This is a genomic window from Lysinibacillus sp. ZYM-1 (assembly GCF_001308875.1).
Lineage (GTDB): Bacteria > Bacillota > Bacilli > Bacillales_A > Planococcaceae > Lysinibacillus.
Genome location: NZ_KQ465119.1, coordinates 104,800 through 127,715 on the forward strand (window position 1 = coordinate 104,800; position 22,916 = coordinate 127,715).

Here is a 22,916-nt window from a genome sequence, read left to right on the forward strand (position 1 = left end):
AAAAACCTCCCAATTTGTCATTGGAAGGATTAGTCTTTTACAAGTATTGAATAAGGACTTTTTTGCCACAAGAAACATGACAAATAAAGTATAAACTGAATGATAGATAAAATTGGACAGACTAATCCTATATTTTGTAGTGTGAAGTTATTGATTTCAACTTTAAATATAGATTAGTTTAACATCGTTCATCCATCAGTCCTCTCATAATCGTATGTTTATAATACCAAATTTTTTCATGAAATACAAATCAGTCTATTGTTTGCGCAAAAGTAAAAGAGGAACTACGCGAATATAAATGATCTCCCCTATAATTTCGACAATGGTTTGTGTCACAATAATGGCGGCAACAATTGTACTCACTTGATCTGGTAAAGATAGAGCAAGGGGAAGCACAACAAGTGAATTTCGTGTGGAACCACTAAAAATTAAGGCTCTGCCAGATTCAAGATCAAGTTTGAAGCGTTTGCCAATAAATTTCGAAATAAACGGCATGATAACCATAAAGGCAATATACACCGGAATGACCTTTAAAATTAATTCAAAGGATGTCGATAATTTGCCAATCATTATAGCTATAATCGCATGTATAAAGAAGGTGAACTGACACTAGGACTCCACATTCCATTAGAAAATTATCGGTTTGATACTCCGACAATGGAAAAGCAAGTCGAATTATCGCAATTAGCCGAGAATTACGATTTTACCAGCTTATGGTTCCGCGATGTACTACTGGAGGATCCTTCGTTTGGTGACCCAGCTGTAGGTCAAATTTATGATATGCTTATTTATTTAACCTATTTAGCAAGTCAGACAAAAAAGATTGCTTTAGGAACGTCTGCAGTTGTTCTCTCATTACGTCATCCTTTACGAGTGGCTAAGGAGCTAGCAACAATTGATCAGTTATTTCCAGAACGCTTGATTATGGGGGTTTCATCTGGTGATCGAAGAGCCGATTTCCATGCCTTAAACGTGAATCATGCTGATCGAGGACAACGGTTCGTGGAAGCATTTCATTATTTAAATCAAGTGTTATACAAAGAGTTTCCTTCCATCCAATCATCATTAGGTGACATGCAAGGAAGTAATTTAGTACCAAAACCGACAAAGCGTATCCCAACCATGATTACAGGCTACGCCCAGCAATCCATGGAATGGTCCGCGAAAAATGGTGACGGTTGGATGTATTATCCTCGAAGTCCACACCTTCAAGCTGAGACGATTCGACAATGGAGAGAACTAGTGCAACAGTATTGCCCTGGAGTCTTTAAACCATTTACACAGCCTATGCATTTGGATTTAGCAGAAGATCCTAATGAAATGCCTACCCCGATTCGTTTAGGGTTCCGAGTAGGTCGAAATCGGTTAATAGAATTACTCAACATCTATAAAGAAATCGGTGTTAATCATCTTTTCTTTGCATTATTTGATAGTAAAAGACCTGCAGAAGAGGTCATTCATGAGCTCGGTCAAGAAGTACTGCCTCATTTTCCTGCTGATAAGTAAGACATTGTAAGAAGGAGTGGCGTATAGGAAGCTAGCCTTATTCACTCCCTCTTATTAATTATTTGTTTAAAAGAATGAGGGAATCCCATACTATGAAACGTATATAGCATTTGGTTATCCAAAAACGAAATGGGGGGTTAATATGTTTCTGAGTTTAAAAGGACAAACGGCACTAGTTACAGGGTCTACTTCAGGAATTGGTAAAGCCATTGCCAAGTCATTAGTGGCAGAAAGTGTAACTGTCATTATTAATGGACGTCATGAAGAAAAGGTTCATCAAACAATGCAAGAAATTCAACAACTATATCCGGAAGCAGTCCTTCAATCATTAGTATCTGATTTAGGTACAGACCAAGGATGCGAAAAGGCTATAGAGGAATTCCCAGTAATCGATATTCTTATTAACAACCTTGGGATTTTTGAGCCTAAAGAATATTTTAATATCTCTGATGAAGAATGGTTTTAAATATTTGAGGTCAACATTATGAGTGGAGTTCGCCTGACGCGATGGTACCTCAATCAAATGATTCAAAAAAGGGAAGGAAGAGTTATATTTATTGCAAGCGAGGCAGCCGTTATGCCATCGCAAGAAATGGCTCATTATAGTGCAACGAAAACCATGCAGCTTTCACTTTCTCGTAGTTTAGCGGAGCTGACGAAAGAAACAAATGTAACAGTTAATACGATTATGCCAGGTTCTACTTTCACAGAGGGCGTTGAAACAATGCTAAAAACCCTTTATCCTAAAGAAGATTTGACAATGGAAGAAGCGGAAGCACGATTTATGAAGGAAAATCGGCCAACTTCTATTATACAACGACTTATTCGTCCAGAGGAAATTGCCAATTTCGTGACGTTTTTAAGTAGTCCACTATCATCTGCCATCAATGGTTCTGCGTTACGGATTGATGGGGGATTAGTACGCAGTGTATTTTAAGAAGTTTTCGATAAAATAAATAATCAATAAGAGGCATTGGAATCTATTCCTATGCTTTTTATTTGTCTCCAAAGGGTAAATTATCATTTGAGGAGCTAAGAAGGAGCAATATCAAGAAACTATAAAAAACGCGGATTTCATTTTGAACTGTCCCGTAAAAGTTAGACATCAATTTAACTTTTACGGGGCAGTTCAATTTAGACACCGCGTTTTTTAACTTGAAGGGTTATTCTGTTGGTCTTGGGCCTCTATTGCCCTGCATATTTTCAGAAGTTAGAATGGGCCGAACGGTAATGTCTCCAATGACACGGATTTGACATGATAGCCGTAGGCAGTCTTCATACAAATGCTCATCAATATTTTTTATAGCGAAGGCTTTTTTTTCTATTTTTGAAATATCCTTATATTCACCAGCTAAAACCTCCACTCTACAAGTGGTACATTTTGCTTTTCCGCCACATTGATGAAATATTTCTATACCATTATCTTCAAGTGCTAACACTAATTTTTTTCCAGCCTCTACTTCAAATGTTTTTCCTCCAAATACAGTGACAAATGGCATCTAATAGTACTCCCTTCATAATATTCCTAATTGCTGGGGTTAACGAAGTAAGTGTTTTTATCAGTTTGTATTAATCTGGCTATTCTCATACAAGAAAATCACTTATTGACTAAAAGCTAAAATATTATACCTAGCAAGGGTATTTGTTTGGCCGATAACCGTCAAAACTAACCCCTATAAAAAAATTATCCCTATCGAGTTACAACCAAATTCGGCATGACCGAGTTTCATTTCACGTTGCCTACTTCACAAATAAGGTTATGTCCAGAAGAAATGAAGCAGTGCCGAATCAATATCTAATTTCATAATGACGTTGAGATACTTCAAATTGGAATCATTTAGACAAAAAATGAAAAAGCCAAAAGAAAAAATCAATAATATTAAACTACATATTAACATTTTTAATTTTTTTTGATTAAATATTTAAGTTTTATTATTTATTTTTTTAATTACTTATTATATAATCAAGTCAACTTAAAGAAAGGAACATGATTATGGCTTATCAAGTAATCACAAATTGTCCTGTTTGCAGTAAAACATTGAAAATTACAAAATTGCAGTGCTCGCATTGTCACACGACGATCGAAAATGAATTTGAATTATCGAAGTTGGCCTCATTATCAAAAGATCAGCTTCATTTTGTGGAAGTATTTTTAACATGTAGAGGCAATATTAAAGACGTTGAAAAAGAACTGGGTATTTCTTATCCAACGGTTCGAGGCAAGCTTACTGATATTATTTCATCACTTGGTTATGTTCAGAAGAAGAAGAAAAATGAAGTAGACGAGAAAAACGTTGTTACCCTATTAGAAAATGGGGAAATTACAGCAGAAGAAGCCATTAAGCTCTTAAAAGAAGAATAGGAGGAATTGATCATGAAAGAGGAAATTGCAAGAGTATTATCGATGGTGCAAGAAGGAAAAATTGATGCGGATAAGGGTTCCGAACTAATTCAAGTCTTACAAGAAAAAGAAAATACAGGGAATAAACTTTTAGAAAAACCAACTAAATATGTAGATAAAACATTAAAAGTTCGTATTGTATCAACCGAAAATGATAATGTCACTGTAAATTTACCTATCAAGTTGGTCAAGGTGGTATTAATGGCTGGACACAGTATTGCAGCTAGTATTCCACAATCGGAAAAATACGTGAAAGATCTCGATATCAACCTTATAATGGAAGCCATCGAAAACGAATTAGATGGCCAAATCGTTGATATTAAATCGGCAAACGGGGATTCCGTTTCTGTATTCATTGACTAGTGACCGGCTGATGATACATGTCAAAGTAAAAACAAAGGATGTTCGGCTTACCATCCCAATCCCATATGCTATGTTAAACATAGTTATTGCCATTTTGTCTTCAACATTATTTCAGCGAAATATAAACAAATGGACAAAAGAATACTTCGAAAGAAAAAAACTGGACTTTACCTTGCCACCAATAGACAAAAAAACACTCAAGCCAATTGTCCAGGAGCTGAAGAATTATAAAGGGATCGTGCTAGTAGATGTCAAAGCGCAAGACGGCACAGAGGTAAAGGTTAAACTATAATTTATTGAAATACAAACACCACTTACATGTGAAATTGTAGGTGGTTTTTTTGCATTTGCAGCCGTCAATCAATTCATAATGCTAATTGTAATACATGTCGATATAGGGAAGATAATTTATACACCCTTTAGTTTAAAAAACTTTATCTGAAAAGCCAGAAGTTAAGGAAGACACCTATTGATAGAAGGTTTATGTTTCTAAAATATTACATTTCTACCTAATATAAAGAAACGTTATTGAAAACACTTGGAATTAGTTGGTATAATTTTTTGTGTATTGATAATTTTCAGAACTATCATGTTGATAGGAGGCAGAAAAAATTAAGAAGAATCTTTTATTTATTTGTTTGGCTTTATTTTGTTTTTTCTTGTTGCTTGCAGTTTAAATAAACAAGATGATAATGAAAAGTCGACGGTTATTACGAAGGTTAATGGCGAAGAATTCACGCCGTAGGATATAAGTCCTGGTAATTTTAGTGAATATGATATGGCACTTAAGATGGATAATGACGGGAAATTTCACCTAGAATCGACCATCTTGGTTAAAAATCTCTCCACTGATGATTGGGAACAATTAGTTTTTTATTTTATACCCAATATGTTTACAAAAGCTGTCTCACCCGAGCTAGAACAGCCATCGACCGTTGCGTTTCATAACATTACAATTGATGGAAAAACGGCAGCTTACACACTTGAAAAAGATACATTAAATATTCAGCTTCAAGAAAAGTTGACACCTAAACAAGAAATGAAAGTTCATTTTTCCTATGAATTCACTTTGCCTGATGAAGGCTTTAGATTTACGAAGAGTAATAATAATTATATTTTATGAATGAATCGCCATTGGCAATATTTACAGCGGCTGCTGAGGATTTGTTTGACATGATCCGTACACACCCGTCTGCTGCAAAAATGTTTGTGCTAATGGAAAATGCACAACATCTTGATTCCTTAACGGAAGATTTAAAAGAAATTCTTACGGAAGCAGATAAATTAATAAAAAAGAGTATTCCGTTAATAGAAAAGGGGCAATTGTTAGGTGAAATTAAACAGGGAAATGCTGAAGCGCTTGCGGTAGCATTTTGGTGTTCTATACAAGGAATCACCCAATACATTGCGCTGCATCCTGAAACTCTTTTTCCAATTCAATGTGGGTTATTTCAATTCTTGAAAACATGGAGGCGGATTGATAATGAAAACTAAACGGAACTTAATAATCTTTATAGTTGTTGTCTTGCTATGTGGCTGGCTTGGTGTTTTTGTAGATCATTTCATCTCTGAACAGCCTAAAGGTGACACGCTTGGGATGGGCATTTGGCTAGTATTTCCATTTCTGACAACTATACTGTTACGTGTCTTTGCAGGAGATGGGTGGCGAGATATAGGCTTATTACCTAATTTGAAAGGTAACATAAAATGGTATATTGTCTCGTTCCTGATTTATCCTGTAATAACTTCTGTAGTTTTATTAGTAAGCTATATATTTGGCTGGATGGATTTTTCGGATTTTAATTTAGATGTATTAATTTCAGTTTTTGTTGGTGGTTTACTGCTCCAATTTGTTAAAAACTTTTTTGAGGAATCCGTTTGGAGAGGTTATTTGACAAGTAAACTTTTAACGTTAAAGGTAAATGATTTTTGGTTGTATTTTATTGTTGGTGGTGTTTGGGGAGCGTGGCATATTCCGTATTTTTTAGTGTTCTTATCAGAAAGTGATATCTTCAGTGTAATTCCTGTAAATAGGTGGCTATTTGCGTTGATAGGTATTGTGACGATGATTTGCTGGACAGTCATGTATACAGAAATTTATTTAATGACGAAAAGTATTTGGCCACTTGTCCTTATGCATATGACAGAAGATGCGCTTGTGAATCCACTTATTCTTGATGGATATATCAAAATTACTCAGGGAAAAGAATTTCTTGTTTCTCCAACGGCAGGCATTATTACTACAATGCTTTACCTAATGGTAGGGCTTTTATTGCGAACTAAGCGAAAAAAGCTGGAGAGAGAACTTGTTTCAAAATCGACTACAACAGCCATCGTTTAAAAATTTTAGCGGTGAAAAAAGTTCTAGAAGCCATTAATCTACCAAGATTTCTAGGATTTAAAGAATTCTTGGGTGGGGAAGGTCTCCTTACTTACGACAGTTCTTTTATATCGGAAGAATGTTTGCTACTAAATTCAACTTTTTCTTCTTTCTGCTCATAATCACTTAGAATCATTGTATATTGTTCACCATTCACAATCACTTTGCCTTCTTATTTTTTTCGCCAATGGCAGGCTTGTAAATCATGTTTTTAACCCTCACCCTATACAACTCCATGCAATACGAGTTGACATAACACCAGGAAAAGGCAGTAAAGACAAAGGATCAACCCTTGACGTTACTGCCTTTTCGTTTGAATCATGAATCATTGTGTATACAGAATTTTATACATCGTTGGTTTGACAACGTTTTAAGGCTGGTTTACTGGCTGAAGGCTTCACGGTATTTGCTACAAATCTATTCGACTTTAAAAAATTGAATCTGAGCAAACCCTATACTATCTACAACATTAATCCAGACCTTGTGCTTCCAGTAAATTTACCACTTGATGAATACCATTCCGATATGAGTGCATATGTCTATGGAAAATCTCCTGCAATGCTCTGGGATTTATTTCAGAATAATGAAGAAATAAAAGACATTGAACAATTTTTAAAAAGTTATTATCAATTTTATAACTATAAAGAAATCGATTCCACGGAATTCGCGCGATTCACAAAATATTATTTTGATTTAGAAGATGATTCCGTATTTAAGGGGTGGTTAAAACTAGATAAAACTAAAAATGAAGAATAAGAAATTTATAAAGAGATACAAAGATTGGATGTTACTACTTTTTTAACTGTTAAATAGAGGTAATATTCCCCTACAATAGTGAACAACTCTACGGGTTAAATAAAGGTATACTCTTCTATTGTTATGCAGATCTTTTTTACAATAAAAGCAGATGCACTATTTTATTTAATTGTAATTTTACATCCCGTCGTATAGGCCTGAACAGCTCGTGTGGTAGTTGCCTTGTGAAATCCGAAAAAGGACTTAGGGCAAATAGTTTCTCAACATTCGTATCCGCTCATAAATTGCGAATCAAAAAATCATTGAGAAAGAAAGTGAAGTCCATTAAAATGAGTCTATTAGTTGAAATAACTTCAAAATTGAACTATTCTAAAGGCGGTGATACGAATGGCAGATACACAATCACATGAAGCAATTTTATTTAATTCCATAATTTCTACTGCTGTACAAGATGAACTAAAGCAAGAGTTAAAACGATTAGGCTATACTGACTTAGCCCCAAGCCATTTTATGTTGTTATACATTGTGTACAAAAATGGTGGACGCATACAAATTAAATGTATTTGTGATACAATGCTCAAACAAAAATCAACGATTACAGAAATGATTATCCGTTTAGTTAAGACTGGTTATCTTGTAAAAGAAGGACATAGTGAGGACAAACGAGTAATGTATGCTGTTGCAACTAAAAAAGCACTGGATGTCCAGAAATATTTTGAAGAAATCTTTGATCATCTTACAAACAAAATGTTTCATGGATTCAGTGAGGAGGAAAAAGCTACTTCTTTTACTTTACTCCAAAAAATGTTAGGTAATTTAAGTTAGAGCAGATATGTTCTAACTTTTATTTCCCCTTATAGTTCATAATTGAACTATTTGTTTTCTATCAGCGGTTTTTGTCCCATCAAAACGATGATTTATGTTGGTCTTCGATAGGAATAAGTGACCTATCGTTATCATGGATATGTGAAAGAGATCAAATCCCCTTAAATGATTTATAGTCGGGCACTCGCATGATAAGCAACTGAGGGCTTAGGTAAATGAATAGCACGATAATCGGATTGTTGAATCGTCGATGGGCAAATTGTTGGGCTAGGGGCGTCAGAAGATGCTGATTTATTAAGCGGAACGCCGATCCATCTATTAAAAAATTGAAGAAATGAGAGATAATAATGAAGGATTATTTAGTGAAAGGTTTAGCATATAACGGACAAGTTCGGGTTATAGCAGCAAGAACAGTCGATACAGTAGGTGAAGCACAACATCGTCACTATACATGGCCGACTGCATCAGCAGCGTTAGGACGTTCAATGACTTTCGGCGTGATGCTTGGTTCTATGTTAAAAAATGAAGATAAATTAACCATTCGTATAAATGGTGGGGGTGATTTAGGTACAATCCTTGTCGACGCTAACGCAAATGGTAAAGTACGAGGATATGTAACAAACCCGCAAACACATTTCCCCCTAAACAGTATTGGGAAATTAGATGTTAGAAGAGCCGTAGGAACAGATGGTATGGTAACCATTTCAAAAGATATCGGACTACAACACCCCTTTGTAGGACAAGTACCTATTATTTCAGGGGAATTAGGGGAAGATTTCACATACTATTTAGCACAGTCTGAGCAAATTCCTTCTTCCGTAGGAGTAGGGGTTATCGTCAACCCCGATAATACAATCCAAGCAGCAGGGGGCTTTATTATTCAAGCATTACCTGGCACGGCAGCAGAAATTATTGAAGAAATTGAAAAGCGTTTAGAAAGTATTCCAACGATTTCAGCAATGGTACGTGATGGTCTAACACCAGAAGAAATCCTAACAATGGTTGTAGGAGAGGGGAATGTAAAAATTCTCGAAACACAAGAAGTCCTATTCCAATGCACTTGCTCAAAAGATCGCTCCACGAATGTGCTAGTAAGCTTAGGAAGCGAAGAACTCCAAGATATGATCAATACAGATGGACAAGCAGAGACACAATGTCATTTCTGTAATGAAACTTATCAATTTAACAAAAGTGAATTAGAAGCAATGTTAGAACAAGCCGTTTAATCTAAAGTACATTTTCAGCATTCGTAACCTAGCGCGAAAAACATAGCAATACACTTCATTATTAAAAATGAATGATATCGATAAAAAAGGAACTGACTTCAGTTCCTTTTTTGTTTGCATAAAATTTTTTGTTCTAGGCTTAAACAGGCTCTTTATTAAGAAAAGCATTTTATTATATGATTAGCTAATAGGATTTGAAGGAGTATGATGATATGGAAGAAAAGAAAATAACATGGTTAGAACTTTTTTATGATTTGATTTTTGTAGCAGCTGTTTCAACTGCCACGAATGTATTACTACATGTTGAAAAAGGGGAAATACGCCCAGAGTATTTTTTGAAGTTTGTTTTAATATTTATCCCTATTTGGTGGTCTTGGGTAGGACAAACATTGTTTATTAATCGTTTTGGACAGGATTTTTTACACCAAAGGATTTTTACAATATTTCAGATGCTATTTGTCCTTATTATGACATCTAGCTTATCGGTTAACTTTGATCAATACTATTTGCCGTTTCTAATTGGCTATATTGGATTAAGAGCCCTTACAGCAATCCAATATCTAGTTGTTCATCGTTTTGAAGAAGGCAATAGGAAGAAAGTTGCTCACTATTTAGGTACTCGTTTTTGGATTGGCATAATCATATCCTGTTTTTCTATCTTATTTGATTCATGGATTCGTTATAGCATATTGTATATAGGCATTCTGATTGATATCCTTGTACCTTTTTGGGGACGTAAATATTTGGTGAAGGCTCCGTCTAATACATCGCATTTATTCGAACGTTTTGCTTCATTAACATTAATCCTTTTCGGAGAATCAGTTGTTAGCACCTTGTATGTGCTGCAGCCACAAAAAGGGGATTGGGATTCTATTTTATTTTCAATCATCTCGTTTATTTTAATTGTTTCGATGTGGTGGCAGTATTTCGAAAATGTAGAAAAGAAAGTGGACAAATCAATCGAAACATCAGGTCAGACCATTATTTATGGCCATCTTTTCGTATTAATGTCTTTGAGCATGATTGCCGCTTCCATCAAGCTTCTATTTCTAAATGAGGCTCGTTATGAATTTGATTTATATTTTATATTCGGCTCCGTATGCCTATATTTCATGACAACTACTATCGTTTTTCATCAATATAGGTTTAAACAAGATCGTTTAACCCTTTATCATTTAGCATTATTTATTGGAATCTTAGCCACTTTCTTTATTATTAATTTGATAGTAGAAGTGCCAAACGTTGTAATCATGGGAGAAATGACGTTGTTTTTTATGATCTATGCTAAATTAACAACGACTTGAATAGGATGCTAGTGATCTCTTAACAAACAGCTTTACTTAGGTACTAAAAAACTAAAATCGCTAAGGAACCCCATTGTTCTTAACATGAAGGGATGGCCCTTTTAAATGAAAATTGAAAGTATTTCATTAATCGTTTTCGACCTCCTATGAGCCAAAGAAGACGATATCAAATTTAATTGAATGGGCTAAGGCTACGGATGATCAACATTCGTGGCCTTTTTAATTTTGTAGATAGTAAAAAATCAAGATTCATCATATACAGTTTTTTGAAATTTTTCACCACTTATACTGAGCCATTAAAGTATAGATATCATTGAAATAGTAATAAAGGGTATGGCATATATTGAACTTTAATCCTCTAAAATAGGAGTGGGGCAAGTGAAAGATATCGATGCATTTTTAAAGAAATTACATTACTTTGATAAAAAATTTAAGGTATTTATCAATCAAAATTATGATCAATTAATGGATGAGTACTCAGCGTTGTGTGAAATAATCGATGAATATTCTTCCTTTATTATAAATCATGACAATGAAAGTCAATGGACTAATTTAGAACAATCCATCGAGATAGTATCATTAGTTGAGAATCTAAGAAATAACTCTTCTGTTTGCGTCCAAATCATGGAAAAGTATCGAGCCTTAGTCTTAAGTAATGAGAATGAGGCGTTCACGGATTATTTTCGTAACATTGAAAATTGCATTGAAAAAGAATCTGTGAGTTTTCAAATGACTAGCCAGTCAAAGGTGCTCATGGTAGGATCTGGTTCTTTCCCTATAACATTATTAATGATTGCGGAACGAACAGGCGCTGAAGTTTTTGGAATTGATCTTGATGAGGAAGCAATCCGATTAGGAAAACATGTAGTAAATAAATTGGGAAATCATTTATCCATTCAAATTGACAATAAGACAGTAGCAGAACTCGGAGTTATAAAACAAATTAGTCATATTATTTTTAGTTCAACTGTTTACAGTAAATATGACATATTGGACCAATTATATAATGTAACAAATAAAGATGTACGTATTGCTATGCGTTATGGAGATGGGCTAAAGTCACTTTTTAATTATCCCATGCAAAAAGTAGACGAAACCAAATGGCAATTAATAGAGAAAATTATACATCCTCAAAGTGTGTTTGATGTTGTTTTATATCAAAAAGTACAATGACTTATATAGATGAGGAGAAGGCTATGAGTTATTTTAATAAGGTTTTACTGTTAGGAACAGGGCCAACAGTTATTCAATTAGCTGTGAATTTCAAAAATTATTTTAATGGTAAAGTAGCTATCGCAGGCCGAGAATCCTTGCGCTCTAAAATTTTCTTTGAAACTATTGTTCAACATCAGCTTGCACTTAAGGTTTTTATACAAAATAAACAACATCAACCTGTCGCAGGAGAATGTACAATTGATGCGTTATTTGAGGGTTATCATACAATACACGGAATTTGGGATACGGTTGTACTAAGTGTTACTACAGACTCCTACCTATCCGTTTTAGCACAACTTGATGCCAAAGTGTTAAAGGATGTTAGCTGTTTTATATTAATTTCTCCAACATTTGGCTCTAGTCATTTAATAAAAAGTTTCCTCAAGAAACTATCACCCCAGGCTGAGGTAATTAGTTTTTCAACCTATTATGGAGATACAAGATGGTTCGATGACATCCCATCAAATGAAGTATTGACAACAGGGGTCAAGAAAACAGTTTTTATTGGTTCAACTTGTTCAAAATCGCAAAGATTGAATGAATTATCTTTATTATTTAATCGTTTAGGGATTCAATTGAAAAAAGTAGCATCTCCGCTCGAAGCAGAAACAAGAAATATTTCTTTATACGTGCATCCTCCCTTATTTATGAATGAATTTTCATTACAAGCAATATTTGATGAGCAAAACACGCCAAAGTATGTATATAAACTTTATCCTGAGGGTCCTATTACTTATACAACAATCCGTTATTTATTAAATTATTGGAAAGAAATGATGGCGATTGTGAATTACTTCCATATTCAACCTCTAAATCTATTAAGGTTTATGGTAGATGATAATTATCCATTACTTCCCAAAAGTATAGACCGACAAGAAATAGAGAATTTTATTAAACTTGAGTCCATACATCAAGAGTATCTACTCTATATTCGGTATGCATCCCTATTAATTGATCCATACTCTAAACCAAATCAAGAAGGTAAATATTTTGATTTCTCAGCAGTGCCTCTTAGAAGGATTTTTATTAATCATGATGGTGAATGGGATATTCCGAGAATGCCAAAAGAGGATTACTACCGTGTAAAAATCATTCAAGGGATTGCCAAAGCCCTGAAATTGAAAAGTCCAACACTTGATCATCTTGTACAAACCTATGAAGAAAAATTGCAACAAGTAGTAGCTACATCTGCACATAAAACATATTCAGAAGCCTTCCAAGTAAAATCCTTTTCACAAGATATAGAGATGATATGTAACGGATTAAGTAAAAACCCACAATAATACTATAAATACAGCAAGAAACACTGAATGAAGCAAACTATCTTCCTCAAAAGGTTTAACGATGTAATCTGTAGAATAACTATCTATTAAAGACACTATGTTAGGAGAGAGGTTATGCATAACTTATCAGGAAAGGTTATTCTCATCACAGGGGCAAGCTCAGGTATTGGGCTTGCCACCGCCGAATTGCTGGCATCTAAAGGGGCTAAAGTAATTATTAATTATCATTCAAATGTGAGTGGGGCCACCGAAGCCGTCCAACGTATTCTTGAAAATGATGGAGAGGCAATTGCCATTCAAGCTGATGTGATGAATAAAGAAGAAGTGAACACAATGGTTGAACAAGCTATTTCTTCTTTTGGCACGATTGACGTTTTAGTTAATAACGCTGGTGGTGGTCTCTGCCCAAGTACATTTATGGATATGAGTGAAGAGCTATGGGAAGAAACGTTTAAATTAAATGTTACTAGTGTTCTCTTATGCTCCCAAGCTGTTTTAAGACATATGATTCCCAAAAAATCCGGAAAAATTATTAATGTCTCTTCAGCTGCTGCACGAATCGGAGGGGCTGGAGAAAGTATTCATTATGCATCTGCTAAAGGGGCGATAAATACAATGACGATTGGCATGTCCAGGGAGCTAATTGACAATGGAATTATCGTAAACGGGGTAGCACCTGGGATGGTAGAAACACCTTTTCATGATAAATTCGCTCCTGGCGATAATCGACTTGAGCGTATGGCTTCTACTGTGCCTATTAAACGAGCTGCCACACCTATGGAAATAGCAGAGGTAATAGCCTTTCTTTCTTCGGATGCTTCCAATTACATGCTCGGAGAAATTATTAATGTTAGTGGTGGGAGATAATTAAGCAATCATATCTTATATTTAATTGGATAAAAATAAAAACCTATTAATAGCCTTACTACAATTAACTGTAGCAAGGCTATTAAAATTTTCACTTTAATATAGGGGTGACTGAAATCTATTTTAAACGAACCTTTTTATCACAAACCATTTAAGTAAAAATATATCGTACAACACAGAGAAATTAGAAAATTTAATACATACATACATGCAAGTAATGATAGAAGAAGAGAGTATTAAAAAAATGTAAAATCTCTGTTGAAATGCACGCTGACGGATTGAATAAGATATTTTGTTTATCCTTCAACAATGGCAAGATATTTAGTTATTTTCCCTTCAATTTCAACGATTAAAATATCTCCTCTTTCCTTGGTGGAAAAAATCTTTGTCCCAATAGGGAGTTTATTTGACATTTCATCTTTAAAATCTGTATTTGTATTATTTTTTGTTTTTATTTCACCGATTTGAACATTTTTTGTTAAAGACAATTCATTCAGCCAATCAATATTAGTTTTGTAGATAATTCCATCATACTGAAAAATATCAGCCTCAGTATCTAATGTTAAAACTTCTTTTGCATCTATGCTATCAATTGATATTGTTGTAGTTTCCCCTTGAATGTTGCATCCTGTAATCATCAATAAACCTAATACAAATAAACCATTGTATAAATTTTTTATTTTCAATCCTTTCACCTCTTTTATATAGACGTGAAACTTTTTCCAAAAGTTACAACTATAGTTTATAAGAGGTAATAATGATGGTGTGTTAACGTTCCTTTCCAAATCTAAAATGAATGCGCTTTAGAAACTCCAGAATGTAGTTCACACATCGCTGTGGAGGAATACAGTATCTGATGCACCGTATAGGCAAATCCATAGGTGTGCAGAAATTAAACTTCTATAGACATTTTAAAGAAAAAATATTGTTGAACATTTCTAAATTGAAATGCTTTTTTTACTAACTATCTAGTTGAAGGAGATAATTTTCTTATATCGAATATATTTTATAAGAATAGGAAATATTTCAAGACGAGGTGTTCGATTGAATAAGATGAGAACTTACACAGAAAGATTAGTTATTCGATTATTAGAAGAGGGAGATTATTCTTCTTGGCTCACCCAATATGAAAATCGTTTACCTTCGCAACATAAATACGATGAAGGTAAATTAGATATGAGCATTTGTACGAAAGAATGGTTTCGTGATTTAATTGCTAAACATCATCAGATGGCGATGGATGACAAAGTATATGTTTTTGGCGTGTTTAGAAAGGAAGATAATACTCATATTGGCTTTATAGATTTTTCTACAATAATGAGGGAAGAATTTCAATGGGCCAGGTTTGGTTATACAATTCATAACCACTTTTGGAGAAAAGGTTATGGTAAAGAGGCTGTAAATGCAGCCATAGATCTAGCGTTTGAAAAATTAAATTATCATCGCATAGAAGCTCATATAAACCTTGATAATATAGCGTCTATAAGGTTGGCTGAAAGTGTTGGAATGATTTATGAATGCACAAGGAAAGGGTTCATATACGAGGACGACAAATGGACTGATCAACTCGTTTACTTTATAAACGCAAAATAAGCTTTTTAAGTAGACAACAACGTTGATGTGTCTAGTACACACGCTTCTAAGAAGAAAAAGTCATTCTTCGGATATAGTTATTGCAACCAATGAAATCAAAACACTTTTTTAGAAGACTGTAAAAGAAGAAAATACTAAAGTCAAAGAAGGTGATTGTTCAATGAAAGCAACAGCTTCTTGTCCTAACGGTGATTTTAATTAAAGCTCATTGAGTTGCATCAGCAACTCTTTTTTATTGGTTTAACGGGACAGAAAAACTGAAATGTAAATGTTATAATATGGTTATTGCAAAAGAAATTTAGCGAGAGCCCTAAATTACACAAGTGCAGGAGAATGAGGAGGATTTAACATTGATAAAGATTAATGAAGATATAATAGGGCAACGTTATTAACAGCTTATCGAGATACTAGCGAGTCAATGTAACCTTTTTGCCTTTGTTGAAAACAGACAATTAATGGACGATGAAGAATTGCGACTAGCAATTGTCGATGAATTAATAGCAGATATTAATTATCACCTTATTGAAAGAACAATTCAATGTGAATGGGAGACGACAACGCTTGGCGAAAATACTGCATATGTTTTTTATTTTCATTTAAATAATGCTACTGCGCAGTATCTGAAGGAACGCAGCGATTCACTTTTTGGATGGATAACACCCGAATTACCGGAGGATTTAATGTTTTATCAAGATGACCAATGTTTACTTGCAGCGTGTTCGCATGGAGGTTTTTTTATGGTTGATGAAAATGTATGGGACCGTTTTTTATTAAGCTAATCGTGTTATTAATTAGATCATTTTACATATTCAGCTCTTTTTCTCTTGAACTAAAGCAGCATTTTGATTCCGTGAATATGGTTAATTTTGAAATCACTGAATAAATTGTTTTTTTAGTGCTGAATACCAAGATTAATGAGGTGGTAACTTGAGTAAAAGGTTGTGATGCTAAAAAGATATGGTGAGCAGCCATGGGATAAATAACGAAGTGTGAGACATAAATTTAAATAGATTGTCTGTCTTCGCTAAAGGAGCTATTTATCGGGTTCGGGTATTAAGTAAGAAGTAGAGCATTTTTACTTAAACTAAAGCTGCAGGTTAGTATAAAACACCGACTAAATGAAATAGTCGGTGTTTATTTAACTTCATGAATAACCATCGCAGACAGAGTGATTACCTTGAAAGGACAAAGTAAATAAAAAATTTACTGTCCCTATGTATGAATCCACCCGCAGTGACTATCGGTAAAAAGTCATTTGACTGGCAGAATGATTATTTTATTAAATCTGATACGACCTGAACAATTAGAAAGAAAAAAATGATTGGTAATATAACTTGAATCCATTTTGTTTTGATAAAAGGAATAATCTTTAAACCTAAGAAAGAGCCAACAATAGAGCCAATTGCAACTGGAATGGCAATACCCCAATTAACAATACCAGTAAAATAATAATAGAGAAAGGCACCTGTACAGCTTGAAAACGAGATAATTCTTGTTAACTCAACTGCTTTTAGATAGATATATTGTTTTTTCAAGAAATAGGTTATATTCATAAGAGCTGATCCTGGTCCAAAACCACCATCATATATTGAAATGGCAAACGGAATGAGCTTATTAATCGGTTGTTCCTGTGTTTCTTTTGTACCTTTTATAATCAATTTATTACTGCAAAGTACAATAATAAATGCGAAAATTAAGCTTATACATGCCACCACATTCATGATTTTTTCTGATAATAGGATGGCTAAAAATGCACCAAATACACCTCCTAAACTAGATACCATAATTAAAGAAGCGTATTTTTCTAAAGATAAATGTCCTTTTATGACAAACGAAACAACATTTGATAGAGCTGAAATGCCTGTCGCAAATTTATTGACTGCAACAGTTGTATGAATCGGAATGCCAACCAGTAACATGGAAGGCATCAATATAAAGCCTGCTGCACCGAAAAGAACTCCTATTATTGCTGCGAGTAAACCAATAGTAAATAAAACAAACCCTTTTACTGATACCCATTCCTGTAGTAAAATTTCCATCAAATCACCTCTATACTTAAATTACTGGTAAACTATACATAAAACAAATATATAATAATTGCTTATTCATAAATTAAATTTATAGATAGAAAGGTGTGAATGAAATGAATTTGCATGCATTGAGGATATTTACGACTGTAGCAAAGCTTGGTGGAATTACTGCAGCAGCAAATAGTATGCTACTTAGTCAGCCAGCTGTTACCATTCAAATTCGGAAATTAGAAAATGAAATAGGGGCTAAATTGATTGAAGGCAAAGGACGTGGGATTCAATTAACTCCTGCAGGAAGGTTTTTATACGAGCAGGGAACTCGATTATTTTATCTAGAAGCACAAGTTGATGAGAGACTAGGCAAATTTTTAGCAAAGGAAGACAAAATACATATTGCTTCCTCCTATATCCCAATTAATTATTTACTGCCGTCGATTATAGCAAAGTACAAACTTGCTAATCCTCACATTGAATTTTTTGTATCGTTAGGCAATGTAAAATCTGTGGAAGAGCAAGTTCTGAATTATGAAGTAGATTTCGGGTTTGTCGTTCAAAGTAAAATTGGTCATACAGATTTACAGTTTGAAAAGATATTAGATATCCCATTCTGGTTTATTGTCCATCCATCACATTCTTTTGCAAATCAAACTGTTTCTATTTACGAATTATCAAACGAGGACTTTATTTTTCGGGAACGTGGCAGCTCGACACTCGATTTATTGGAAGCGGTATTTTACACATGCAATGCTCCCATGCCAAAATTAGGACTTCAAATGCAAGGCTTACATGAATCGCTTAAAGTAGTGGAAGCAGGGTATGGAATGACTTTAGCACCCTCCTATAGTGTGACAGAGAGTCTATCAAACGGAAAACTAGCTCGAGTATATGTGGAGCAGACGGATATTCAGCAAAGTTTATTTATATGTACACGCAAATCTGATATAGATGAATATCCGTTTATTCAGTTTTTGAAAACTCATTTAAATACATTAAAGTAACCAAATTGAGAACATGGTATGCTGATTTCTCGATTGTCTATTGGGATTAATATCGTCCTATCACTGATGGAATGAAGAAACAGCAAATTAAGATTCATGGTCGTTATCTCAAAATCATTTTTTAAAGAAAGGGTAGAGAGGTATGTTATCATTTCCATTTGCTACTAGCCAAAAAGAAAAATTAGCTATTATTAATGAATTAAAAGAGCGATTATTGATTGCCCATCCCACAAATATCTTGGCCATTGGTGTATATGGCTCAATGGGATTAAAAAATGATTTGCCTTATTCTGATATTGAGTTGCATGTGATCACAACTGATGAAGTAGTCATTAATAGCCACGAATTTATTTACGACAAATTTAAAATAGAAGTTAGTGTCAAGCAAAAACAAACGTTTTTTAAGCAAGCAATAAAGGTGGATGATTCATGGGCCATCAAGGCGGGGATTTTTATAAATATTTTACCTATTTATGATCCACAAAACATATTCGCAGAAGTTCGAAAACGCCCTTTACAAGTTTCTGATGCTGCAATTCGAGAAACGATGAAGGAATTTATGATTTGGGAGCCTTACGAAACAATTGCTAAAATAAGAAATAACTTCATTGCTCAAAACTATTCTTATATACCTTTGGGAGCGAAGGATTTAACATGGCAAACCGCAAAAATGATTGGTCTCGCAAATAGGAAATATTATAGTACACGTGCTAGAACTTTTGAGGAATCACTAGCAATGGATTCTAAGCCTAATGGATATGTTGCTCTAGCTAAAAGTGTTATGAGTGGTGACCTAAGCGATATCGAATACATCTACCAGTTATGTGAAAGCTTATGGATCGGTTTAAATGAATGGTATGAAAAACTTGGCATTAAATATAGAGTTCACGAGCTTCCTTCATTTGAATAGTAAGTAATGAATGACATTAAAAAAGGTCTATGAAGAGCCATGCTGCTCAAAACCTGAAGCCTGGTTCTTTTTTTACCTTAAAAAGCGAATAAATGAGAGACTGGGGTAGGCATCGGTATGAGAATTACCAAAGGACTAACTATTGGCATTATTTTCGGAGTTTGTTTATCGTTTAGTATTTCCTTTATATTTATGTTGGTCGCACAACGTTTAGCCGGTGGCATCCCATCGTTATTTGGCGAAAGTTGGCTATACTACTCAACGATTGTTCCCTTTATACTCGCCTTTGCGATATTAGGATGTTATTTCACCAAAAAAGAAAATGTCTCAAACAAGAAACTCTGGTTAATAAGCTTACTAACGGCATTATTTATCACACTATATAGCGGAACTTTTGGAGCTGTTACAGGTGAATATATTGTTCGGGTATTGATTCGTGGGGGAGAATACCATTGGCAAATGTTAATTGGTGATATCTTTTTTTGGGGTTCAATATATGCTTTTATTTTACTTCCCCTCACTACACCATTAGCACGTCTGATAATCCATGTATACATTGAATTACTTAAAAAATATAAAATAGCATCTTGAACTAGTAGGAAGATTCTTTTAATAAAGACAGATAAATAAATAGATTGCCATATAAAAAGTCACAGGGAGTGCTGCATATGGAAAACTTAGAAGATCTTTTGCCAAGGCATAAATTTGATAATGAACGAGTAGAAATGATGAAAGAAATGGATAGAGCTAAAATATTGCCTTTACTGCCTAACCTCCTAGAATGGATTCAGGATATGAATTGGCCGGTGGCACCAAGCGTATTAGAATTACTTTTAACTTTTCCAGTAGAAATTGTCCCACACGTGCAGAATGTTTTATCTGCAGAAGATGAAAACTGGAAGTGGTTTATTTTGCACTTTATGGTTATCGAATTACCAGTAGAGTCAAGAATTCAATTTAGAGAGTATTTAACAAGAGTAGCTGAAACACCTACACATGATGAACGCGCAGAACAACTTGATGAAATCGCAAAAGAGATCTTGGAAACAATCTAAAAAAAATTCCCTTTTTCAATTAAAAGGACCGAAGAGGGGTGTGTGCTATAAATTGTTGGAGGCGATTGTTTTTAAAAATCCTGACTGCGGATTAATAACGAACTTTATTATGAAAAATCAAATGAAATGTTCGTATTTATGCTTAGTAAATGCTATTCCTCCATCAGCTGGATACTTCTAGTATTGAATAAAACACGAACATTGTAATTGAACTACCTGTCCCGAATCTTTTGGAATGTTGTAAATAAAGAAATAAATGAGGTGCAAATATGCTTTTAAATGACTATATGAATGAAAATTTTCCTTCGTTAATCCTTAAACCACCTTTGTTTTATAACTGTGCAATCGGCATACGGTTTGAGCTAGGGGTAGATTGGGATAGTGAATACAATTATGAAGATAGTCTTTATATACAGGAAGTTTATAAAAGGGCTGTCACGCTGTTCGAATCACTTCATTTACAAGGCGAGGAAATTTTAATTGTAGTTGATGTGAATGATATTGGTGATGGAAAATCTTATAAGCACAAAGGGAGGATTTTTTCTCCATTTATCCATGATAAATCAATCTTATATAAATTGAAACATACAGAAATGCCTTATATTTTCCCCGAAGATGATGAGGACGGAAAATATAAAACACATAGGTTTACTCTTGAATGTAAAATATCTGATTTGAAGTACATTTCATTGTTAAAAGCAATATGCAATCAGGATTTAGGAATCCAACCAAGTATTTTTCATAGGATATATTTTTTAAATATCAAAAGGAAAACCATTTTTCACGTTTACGATGATAGAGGATGTGATTTGCTTGCTACCTCAACTGAATCTATACGAGACATTTATCATGCATACAATGATTGGATATTAAAATATGACAAAAACGAAATAGATAAATTGTTTAAATGATCCTTAGTGAACTAACAGAGGCTCTACTTGAAGATTATTGAGTTGCGTAGGCAGCTCTTTCTTATTGAGCTAATGGAGTAGTTTAGAAGAGGAGAATTTACATATATGAGGTATTTTTTTTATAACTAGCATTGTGATATTTTAATATTTATTGCCAAAATTTATAACAGTTTTTACTTAACTGGAATTTATAGTATGCTAACTAGTAGGAAGGAGAGGATTTTATGGTTAAACAACTAATTGTCGGTGACATAATGTATGAACTGACTACTACGCGTCGCATTCTGGAACGCTTACCCGAAGAGCATATGTCATGGAGGCCACATGAGAAATCGATGGCGCTTGGCGAGTTGGCCACGCACCTAATTAACTTGCTAAACTGGCAAATTGCGATTCTTCAGTACCCAGATTTTGATCTGTCGACCGTGCCACTGCGACGGAAGCCTTTGGAAAAACAATCTGAAATTCTAGAAGAGTTTGATGCAAACGTCGGCAAATTAGAAAAATTACTCGTCGAATGTGATGAACAATCACTCGGAGAAGAATGGATGCTTCGCCATGGTGACCATATCATACGACGTGAGCCACGAGCGATGGCGTTACGTACCTTCGGAATAAGCCATATGGTCCATCACCGGGCGCAGCTTGGGGTTTATTTGCGTCTTCTCGATATTCCTGTTCCAGGTTTCTACGGTCCCTCCGCTGACGAGGAAACCCAATAAACTAAATTTCTTGATCCGATAAGTGTAAGGACGTACGTATAAAATCAAATTTTGTACAGATAGCATTCACCATTCACCATTTTTAAAAAACTGTTATATCAAAAAAACAAGCATAACTCCTATACTAGCTTTGGTATGGGAGTTATGCTAGTTGTTCCATACTATTTGTCCCTTTAAAGCGACTGCAAACACTTGCCCAAATAAATACCCTAACCACAACATTCTAATTAACGTAAGAAACGGGAGTTATTATAGATTGTGAAACTTAGCGGAATGTTTATGAATCATAATACATATTCGTTGAAAAATATTCGTAGATTTAAACGGAAATACCTAAATAGTTGTGCAATAGAAAAGTTTTGAATTGAAAAATATGAAACTTTAAGAGATTTAAAAGTGATTCATTTAGATGAATGCTATCAAACAGTGTTTAGGAAAAAATAAATAATAAAACAAGAGCAAACAACACATGTGATATTATCCCCTTTAGGTAGACAATGTTAAAAAAACTACAGTACGCTGTAGATAACATTATACTTAAAGGGGATTTTTCTATGTCGAGAAAAAATAA

At 34.2% G+C, this 22,916-nt stretch carries 25 protein-coding genes and 2 pseudogenes; 23 read left to right on the forward strand and 4 right to left on the reverse strand.

Going from position 1 to position 22,916, the window contains the following annotated elements:
* Positions 1-255 precede the first annotated feature (255 nt).
* Positions 256-576: pseudogene (locus tag AO843_RS12805) on the reverse strand (arsenic resistance protein); the annotation flags it as partial.
* Between the two features lie 9 nt (positions 577-585).
* Between AO843_RS12805 and AO843_RS12810 the strand changes: the two are divergent.
* On the forward strand, positions 586-1,506 hold the full coding sequence (locus AO843_RS12810) for an LLM class oxidoreductase (RefSeq protein ID WP_054611489.1): 921 nt from the start codon (positions 586-588) through the stop codon (positions 1,504-1,506).
* A gap of 142 nt (positions 1,507-1,648) precedes the next feature.
* Positions 1,649-2,443 (forward strand): annotated as a pseudogene (locus AO843_RS12815) (SDR family NAD(P)-dependent oxidoreductase).
* A gap of 226 nt (positions 2,444-2,669) precedes the next feature.
* On the opposite strand, the gene AO843_RS12820 reads toward AO843_RS12815, so the two are convergent.
* Complete coding sequence (locus AO843_RS12820) at positions 2,670-3,005, reverse strand: 2Fe-2S iron-sulfur cluster-binding protein (RefSeq protein WP_054611490.1); 336 nt, start codon at positions 3,003-3,005, stop codon at positions 2,670-2,672.
* Between the two features lie 494 nt (positions 3,006-3,499).
* Here AO843_RS12820 and AO843_RS12825 point away from each other — a divergent pair, with 494 nt between their 5' ends.
* The 13 genes from AO843_RS12825 to AO843_RS12885 all read left to right on the forward strand — a co-directional run bounded on the left by AO843_RS12825 (position 3,500) and on the right by AO843_RS12885 (position 14,126).
* Positions 3,500-3,868, forward strand: coding sequence for a DUF2089 domain-containing protein (locus tag AO843_RS12825; RefSeq protein ID WP_054611491.1), 369 nt, complete (start codon positions 3,500-3,502; stop codon positions 3,866-3,868).
* Positions 3,869-3,880: 12 nt separating this feature from the next.
* On the forward strand, positions 3,881-4,270 hold the full coding sequence (locus tag AO843_RS12830) for an SHOCT-like domain-containing protein (protein ID WP_054611492.1): 390 nt from the start codon (positions 3,881-3,883) through the stop codon (positions 4,268-4,270).
* 10 nt (positions 4,271-4,280) lie between these two features.
* On the forward strand, positions 4,281-4,562 hold the full coding sequence (locus AO843_RS12835) for a hypothetical protein (protein ID WP_054611493.1): 282 nt from the start codon (positions 4,281-4,283) through the stop codon (positions 4,560-4,562).
* Positions 4,563-5,048: 486 nt separating this feature from the next.
* Positions 5,049-5,393, forward strand: a complete 345-nt coding sequence (locus tag AO843_RS12840; protein ID WP_054611494.1) for a gluzincin family metallopeptidase — start codon at positions 5,049-5,051, stop codon at positions 5,391-5,393.
* A gap of 11 nt (positions 5,394-5,404) precedes the next feature.
* Positions 5,405-5,764: a hypothetical protein gene (locus tag AO843_RS12845; RefSeq protein WP_197278921.1), complete on the forward strand. Its 360-nt coding sequence runs from the start codon at positions 5,405-5,407 to the stop codon at positions 5,762-5,764.
* Complete coding sequence (locus tag AO843_RS12850; RefSeq protein WP_054611496.1) at positions 5,754-6,611, forward strand: CPBP family intramembrane glutamic endopeptidase; 858 nt, start codon at positions 5,754-5,756, stop codon at positions 6,609-6,611. Before AO843_RS12845 ends, AO843_RS12850 begins: the two co-directional genes overlap by 11 nt.
* Before the next feature lie 474 nt (positions 6,612-7,085).
* Complete coding sequence (locus AO843_RS12855; RefSeq protein WP_156313964.1) at positions 7,086-7,406, forward strand: gluzincin family metallopeptidase; 321 nt, start codon at positions 7,086-7,088, stop codon at positions 7,404-7,406.
* Positions 7,407-7,793: 387 nt separating this feature from the next.
* Positions 7,794-8,231 (forward strand): MarR family winged helix-turn-helix transcriptional regulator, encoded by a 438-nt coding sequence (locus AO843_RS12860; protein ID WP_054611498.1) that lies wholly within the window; start codon positions 7,794-7,796, stop codon positions 8,229-8,231.
* A 347-nt stretch (positions 8,232-8,578) separates the two neighbouring features.
* A complete protein-coding gene (gene hslO / locus AO843_RS12865; protein ID WP_054611499.1) occupies positions 8,579-9,457 on the forward strand; it encodes an Hsp33 family molecular chaperone HslO in 879 nt (292 codons plus the stop codon).
* Positions 9,458-9,669: 212 nt separating this feature from the next.
* Positions 9,670-10,761: a low temperature requirement protein A gene (locus AO843_RS12870; RefSeq protein WP_054611500.1), complete on the forward strand. Its 1,092-nt coding sequence runs from the start codon at positions 9,670-9,672 to the stop codon at positions 10,759-10,761.
* 378 nt (positions 10,762-11,139) lie between these two features.
* Positions 11,140-11,934: a nicotianamine synthase family protein gene (locus AO843_RS12875; RefSeq protein ID WP_054611501.1), complete on the forward strand. Its 795-nt coding sequence runs from the start codon at positions 11,140-11,142 to the stop codon at positions 11,932-11,934.
* A 23-nt stretch (positions 11,935-11,957) separates the two neighbouring features.
* Complete coding sequence (locus AO843_RS12880) at positions 11,958-13,259, forward strand: opine metallophore biosynthesis dehydrogenase (protein ID WP_054611502.1); 1,302 nt, start codon at positions 11,958-11,960, stop codon at positions 13,257-13,259.
* Positions 13,260-13,373: 114 nt separating this feature from the next.
* On the forward strand, positions 13,374-14,126 hold the full coding sequence (locus AO843_RS12885) for an SDR family NAD(P)-dependent oxidoreductase (RefSeq protein WP_054611503.1): 753 nt from the start codon (positions 13,374-13,376) through the stop codon (positions 14,124-14,126).
* Between the two features lie 296 nt (positions 14,127-14,422).
* On the opposite strand, the gene AO843_RS12890 is transcribed toward AO843_RS12885, so the two are convergent.
* Positions 14,423-14,821 (reverse strand): hypothetical protein, encoded by a 399-nt coding sequence (locus AO843_RS12890; protein WP_231630142.1) that lies wholly within the window; start codon positions 14,819-14,821, stop codon positions 14,423-14,425.
* A gap of 358 nt (positions 14,822-15,179) precedes the next feature.
* Here AO843_RS12890 and AO843_RS12895 point away from each other — a divergent pair, with 358 nt between their 5' ends.
* Entirely contained in the window at positions 15,180-15,719 is a 540-nt protein-coding gene (locus AO843_RS12895; protein ID WP_156313967.1) for a GNAT family N-acetyltransferase, read from the forward strand.
* Between the two features lie 455 nt (positions 15,720-16,174).
* A complete protein-coding gene (locus tag AO843_RS12900) occupies positions 16,175-16,498 on the forward strand; it encodes a stage III sporulation protein AH (protein WP_231630143.1) in 324 nt (107 codons plus the stop codon).
* A 492-nt stretch (positions 16,499-16,990) separates the two neighbouring features.
* Here AO843_RS12900 and AO843_RS12905 read toward each other — a convergent pair whose 3' ends face one another.
* The gene (locus tag AO843_RS12905; RefSeq protein WP_054611506.1) at positions 16,991-17,758 is read right to left on the reverse strand and encodes a sulfite exporter TauE/SafE family protein; all 768 of its coding nucleotides are present in this window, start codon (positions 17,756-17,758) and stop codon (positions 16,991-16,993) included.
* A gap of 104 nt (positions 17,759-17,862) precedes the next feature.
* Here AO843_RS12905 and AO843_RS12910 point away from each other — a divergent pair, with 104 nt between their 5' ends.
* The 6 genes from AO843_RS12910 to AO843_RS12935 all read left to right on the forward strand — a co-directional run bounded on the left by AO843_RS12910 (position 17,863) and on the right by AO843_RS12935 (position 22,345).
* Entirely contained in the window at positions 17,863-18,747 is an 885-nt protein-coding gene (locus AO843_RS12910) for a LysR family transcriptional regulator (protein ID WP_054611507.1), read from the forward strand.
* 142 nt (positions 18,748-18,889) lie between these two features.
* A complete protein-coding gene (locus AO843_RS12915; RefSeq protein ID WP_054611508.1) occupies positions 18,890-19,657 on the forward strand; it encodes a kanamycin nucleotidyltransferase C-terminal domain-containing protein in 768 nt (255 codons plus the stop codon).
* Positions 19,658-19,774: 117 nt separating this feature from the next.
* Positions 19,775-20,248, forward strand: a complete 474-nt coding sequence (locus tag AO843_RS12920; protein ID WP_054611509.1) for a hypothetical protein — start codon at positions 19,775-19,777, stop codon at positions 20,246-20,248.
* 77 nt (positions 20,249-20,325) lie between these two features.
* Complete coding sequence (locus AO843_RS12925; RefSeq protein WP_054611510.1) at positions 20,326-20,712, forward strand: DUF5071 domain-containing protein; 387 nt, start codon at positions 20,326-20,328, stop codon at positions 20,710-20,712.
* 269 nt (positions 20,713-20,981) lie between these two features.
* Entirely contained in the window at positions 20,982-21,623 is a 642-nt protein-coding gene (locus tag AO843_RS12930) for a DUF3885 domain-containing protein (RefSeq protein WP_054611511.1), read from the forward strand.
* Positions 21,624-21,847: 224 nt separating this feature from the next.
* Entirely contained in the window at positions 21,848-22,345 is a 498-nt protein-coding gene (locus tag AO843_RS12935; protein ID WP_054611512.1) for a DinB family protein, read from the forward strand.
* Positions 22,346-22,916 lie beyond the last annotated feature (571 nt).